The organism is Novosphingobium sp. (assembly GCF_027486195.1).
Classification (GTDB): domain Bacteria; phylum Pseudomonadota; class Alphaproteobacteria; order Sphingomonadales; family Sphingomonadaceae; genus Novosphingobium.
Map to the genome: position 1 here is coordinate 1 of NZ_JAIXPP010000076.1, position 4,814 is coordinate 4,814.

General features: G+C 63.9%; 5 protein-coding genes. All 5 read left to right on the forward strand.

Translation table 11 applies throughout. From position 1 onward, the window contains the following. A partial coding sequence (locus Q0071_RS14780) for a hypothetical protein (RefSeq protein ID WP_298171037.1) occupies positions 1-1,188 on the forward strand: 1,188 nt, incomplete at its 5' end. A gap of 140 nt (positions 1,189-1,328) precedes the next feature. After that, complete coding sequence (locus Q0071_RS14785) at positions 1,329-1,871, forward strand: hypothetical protein (RefSeq protein WP_298171040.1); 543 nt, start codon at positions 1,329-1,331, stop codon at positions 1,869-1,871. A gap of 102 nt (positions 1,872-1,973) precedes the next feature. Further along, positions 1,974-3,647 carry an ATP-binding protein gene (locus tag Q0071_RS14790; protein WP_298171043.1) on the forward strand — a complete coding sequence of 558 codons (1,674 nt, stop codon included), beginning with the start codon at positions 1,974-1,976 and terminating at the stop codon, positions 3,645-3,647. Positions 3,648-3,706: 59 nt separating this feature from the next. After that, positions 3,707-4,078, forward strand: a complete 372-nt coding sequence (locus Q0071_RS14795; RefSeq protein ID WP_298171046.1) for a DUF3768 domain-containing protein — start codon at positions 3,707-3,709, stop codon at positions 4,076-4,078. Positions 4,079-4,150: 72 nt separating this feature from the next. Continuing rightward, complete coding sequence (locus tag Q0071_RS14800) at positions 4,151-4,501, forward strand: hypothetical protein (protein WP_052241788.1); 351 nt, start codon at positions 4,151-4,153, stop codon at positions 4,499-4,501. Positions 4,502-4,814 lie beyond the last annotated feature (313 nt).

Consider the following 4,814-nt stretch of genomic DNA (forward strand, 5'->3'; position numbering starts at 1 on the left):
AACGAGGCCGATCACCGGGCCTGCGTCTCCCTCGTCGTGACAGCGCGCGAGAATCACAAATGGCTCGCCTGCGATTGTCTGGGCGAGGTCACCGCGCCGCCGCTGCTGAGCCCGGCCTACCTGAGCTTTCAGGAAACCTATTACCTGCGGCGGCTGACTTCGAGGCCGATGCATGCGCCGGCGTGTCCATTTTTCCTGCCCCAGGCACCGCCGCGCATCCGCGAGACAGCAAGGGATTCGCTCTACGCGCTCGATGTTCCAGATGGCCTGTTCAACGCGCACCAGAAGGCGCCGGAGAAACTCGCCCAGAAACCGGACCACAGTGAGCCAGACGACCGGTCGCGCGGTGTTGCAATCCCGCGCCTCGGCAAACTGCTGTGGCTGCTGCTCGAGCGGGCGGGTTCCAACGTGCTGCGCGAGCTTCCGCCAGCGGGGCCACGGGAGGGCTCGATCAGCCAGGAGATGCGTTTCCTGCGCCGGGCTGCGCAAGGTCTCGAGATTGCGCCCAGGGTTCCGCTCTCGGCCCATCTCTACACGAACGCCATCGATTACGAAAAGCGGCGGGTTCACGCCCGACTGCGCGCCGCGGCCGAGAGATGGCCTCATGAATTCGCGCCCCAGGCGTTTCTTCTGCTCGAGGCCAATGCGGTCACTTCCACCGAGATCGTGACCGGTCTTGGCACGATCTCGGTCCGAAACCGCATCCAGCACACCGGGCTCATCCGCGCCGAAGTTGAGCCGCCGTTTCTTGTGCTCGCCGTCGTCGGCGAGCACAGCAGGAAGGAGGGCTATGTCGCGCTGCGCGCCTACGCTCAGCCTGTCTTGAGCGGCAACCAGTTCGTGCCGACAGAGCGAGACCACGACCGAGACGTTCTACGGGCGCTCCAAGACGCGCAGTATATCCTGCGACGCCGGGACATCCGGATGGCGGTGAAGAAGATCCTCTTCGATCTGCCATTTGCGGACGTCTCCGTAAGGCCGGATTTCCTGATCGCCCTTCTCGACGACAACACCGGGCAGGAGTGCCGCTTCGCGCTGCAAATCCTCCAGTCGTCCGACGAGGATTATCTCGCCCTCAGGGCAATCGAGCGGACTCGTCTTTCGCAGCTTGGACCGGTGGCGGCCCTCGCTCTTCGAGACGTCACGCCCGAGATCGTTGCCCGGACCGCTCTCGGGATCCTGAGCTGAAGAAGAGGGGGAGGGTCTGAGCGAACCTGCAACAGGAGAGTTCGCTCATGCCATGTTTTGCCCCATCACCGCGCCCCTCCACTTCCATCTGGGGCGCAGTCCAGCAGGCCGATCAGCTGGCCCCCGGCATATGGTCAGTTATGACCGCCAGCCACGGCGGTATCATTCTGTCCGATCAGAGACAGGCCGCCATGCCAGCGGCGCTGCAAATCGAAAGCGGGGCTTACGAAGAAGATTGCGATTGGGGGCTTCCGATCCTCGCCTTCACCAGCGAGCTTGAAGGGCAGGGCTTCTGCTCTGCGGGCTTCCTGCAGCTTGCCCGCGATACTACCCGATGTTGGCACCCGGACCGCTTCAGCGCCTTCACCGGCGAGGCCGTAGAGGAGAATTCCTCTGAGATCCTGCGGACGCGCAAGGCCTATATGGCCGCGATCGGCGAATTCTGCGTGACCAGCGCCTGGGGCGATTGGGCCGAGTGGGTGCCGGAAGGCAAAGTCGGCGTGATTGCCCGACAAGTCGAGCGCGTCGATCACCTTGGCCGGCCAACCTATGGCGAGGCCGAAGTCTGCGCGCTCATCGCCAAGGACCTCTACGCCGCGCGCGGCGAGGTTACGGCGCTGCGTGATACGGCGCACGAGATCATCCCGACGCCTGACGCCCTGCGACCCAAGCGCGTTGGCTGAAGAGCAGGCCGAGGCGGCCGCGTTCCGGCCAGGCATCAATCCGCCGTTCTGAAGGGAAGGGGGAGGGGAGGGGCGAAACAGTGCGATGAAGGACCCCTTGTCATGAATCCGACAGTTATTCGACCCAGCGTCAGCCCGAAGACGATCACCAAAGTCACGCGCCTCTTCAATGGCACCATCGGCGATATCCTCGGCGAGCTCCTCCAGAACAGTCGCCGCGCGGGCGCTTCCCGGATCGATATCGCCTGCTGCGCGGATCAGGACGCAGCGCGCCTGACCCTTGTCGATGATGGAACCGGGGTCGCCGATCCGCAGACCATGATTGCGCTGGGGGATTCGGGCTGGAGCCAGCACATCCATGAGGCCGAAGACCCGGCAGGCATGGGTGTCTTCAGCCTGGCGGGCAAGGAAACCCGGATCAGCTCACGTCATACCGATGCCGACATCGGATGGTCGGTCCATGTCCCAGCGGATGGCTGGACCGGCGCGCAGGACATTGCCGTGCAGCCCCTTGCTCGCCCCGTCGGGACGACCATCACCTTCCTGATGCCCGGCGTGAGCGAGCAGACCACCGAGCGGATTCTGCGCGAGGTCGCGAAGTTCTACCCGCTGCCGGTGTTCTTCAATGGCACGGAAATGCCGCGCGAGGACTTCCTCGCCAAGGCAATCTACATCGCCGAGTGGAACGGCAGCCAGATCGGCGTGTTCGAAGGGCGCGAATACCACCAGGACCCCACGACGAATTTCCATGGGATGGTGCTCACCCGCAAGCTTGCCAGCGTCTCGGAGAGCCTTGGCGGCAAGACCTACCATGCCCGGCTCGATATCGGGGCCACCCCGGGCCTTGCCCTTGTGCTCCCGGCGCGCAAGGAATTCGTCGAGAATGCCGCGTTTGCGGCGCTTCAGGCGGCCTGCAGGCGCACGATCTATGCCGCGCTGGCGCACAGAGGCCAGCACCGGCTTTCCTTCGAGAACTGGAAGGAAGCGCGCGATCTTGGGGTTGCCCTGCCGGAGGCCGACCCCTGCCTGCCCCGCTGGCATGCTGCCATTGCGGAGAGCGACAACGTCAATATCGAGTATGAGGAAATCGCAGCAGGTGCGGACACGATCCTTGTCGCGGATCTTGAGCCCGATATTGCACAGGGACTGGAGCGCGCGCTGCGCGAGCACCCTTTGCGCCCACACCTCGTCGAGAACCATCCCGCATACGCTGGCTATGGCTGGTATGACGCGCTGCATCAGCTCGGCAACGTGCGCTTCTATGTTGCAGCCGGAGAGCGCGACCACGTCATCGCCGAAAACGGCAGCTTCCCCCCGCTCGATGACCATGTTCGTGCCGAGACGATCGAGCTGAGGTTCTGCGTCTTCCACCGCGCCAGCGAAACGCAGCGCGAGGAACGGATCTCGGCAGATGTCGCCTTCGTCGTCGGCGAGGATGGCTGGTACAGCGGCATCGACCAGATCCGCATTGCCTATGTTCCGGGTCCGGCGCTGACTCCTGAAACGCTGGTCGATCTGATCGAGAACGTCTGTTTCTGCGCGAACGACGACAGCGAGGCCGACTCCTGGGACACCCAGCACGAGCACTTCTTGCGCGATGCGCGCGAGCTCGCGGCCCGGGTGCTGCTCGGCGAGGACGAGGCCATTGCGGCGCGTATCCGCGACACGCTTGCCGGCATCCTCTGGGTCATTCCCAAGGACCGGCAGGTTGCCATTACCGTTGCTGCCGGGACCGCGATCGATGTTCAGCTTTCCGCTTTTCAACCTGCGGGCTGAGTCCCGCGAGGCCGTCCGGTTGTCCGCTCGTCGTCTCTTGGATCAGGAGGAGACCTCCAATGCATGACACATCTTACCTCACTTGCGCGCGGCAACGCACCGAGCGCATTGCGCTGCTCAATGATGCCGCGCGCCAGGGCCGTGACCGAACGGCCCGCATCGTCATGACCTCCGGGTTGCTTGCAGAATTCGGCGGCGACACCGTGGCACAAAGCATGATGGTTCAGGCTCGGTTGATGGCCGCTCTGCGCCATTGCACCTTCGCCCCGGATTCGCCCGAGCGAGACTTTGCAAGCATGGATGTCGATGGCATCAAGGTGCTGATGAAAGTCGATTATTACGACACCGAACTGGCATTTGGGTCCGAGGATCCGGCCAATCCAGCGATGACACGACGCGTCATCACGCTGATGCGGCCAGCGGACTACTGATGAGTTCAGGGGCTGACATGTCAGTGCGCCGCGGGGCATCGGCCCAGTTAAGGGTGGGGAGGTAACGAGCGCATGAGCAGGCACAAAGTACCGCTTCGTGACGGGATTGCGGCTGCCAGTGCCTATGTCGGATGGGACCGACCGCTTCAGACCTATTTCGCGCAGGTTCTGAGCGCTCCTGACGAAGACGGGGAGGAAATCGAACTCGTATGGGTCGGAACCGCTTTCGGAGAGCTGCCCCGCGCGGTTGACGCAATCCGCGCGCTCGAGCCCTATTGCCATATCGAGGCAAGTCTTGCCGCACAGCTCGAGATCGACAGGATGGCCTGCCTCGCCACGCGCGATGGACCCAATCAGCTGGAAGCCAAGGCGTTCATGGCACGCCTCAACCAGATCAAGGACGGGTCCGAGCCCGAAGCTTAGGTCGGTACAGACCGCGCCTGGCTCGAAGCAGGGCCGGTTCAGCCCCAATCCACCTATCGAGACTCCTCAGCCCTCCGGGCTGGACAGGATGACGCGCGCCTGCGGTGGCTGGCGCACGGGCCGGGCCAGGGGCCCGGAGGAAAGGGGGATGGGAGAAGGTGTTCCGGACAAGGGGTTCGGACGGCATCAGGAGAACTTCGACATGAACATCGGCACCCTCAAGGCCAACGCAGAAGGCGTTCACATCGGCCGCATCACCACCCTGACCTTCAGCGCGACGGTTGCGCTGCGGGCCTTCGAATCCACCAACGAG

Excerpts from the sequence above, each read along its gene's own strand:
- Q0071_RS14785 (WP_298171040.1), top strand. The coding sequence starts at position 1,329 with ATGACCGCCAGCCACGGCGGTATCATTCTGTCCGATCAGAGACAGGCC.
- Q0071_RS14790 (WP_298171043.1), top strand. The coding sequence starts at position 1,974 with ATGAATCCGACAGTTATTCGACCCAGCGTCAGCCCGAAGACGATCACC.
- Q0071_RS14795 (WP_298171046.1), top strand. The coding sequence starts at position 3,707 with ATGCATGACACATCTTACCTCACTTGCGCGCGGCAACGCACCGAGCGC.
- Q0071_RS14800 (WP_052241788.1), top strand. The coding sequence starts at position 4,151 with ATGAGCAGGCACAAAGTACCGCTTCGTGACGGGATTGCGGCTGCCAGT.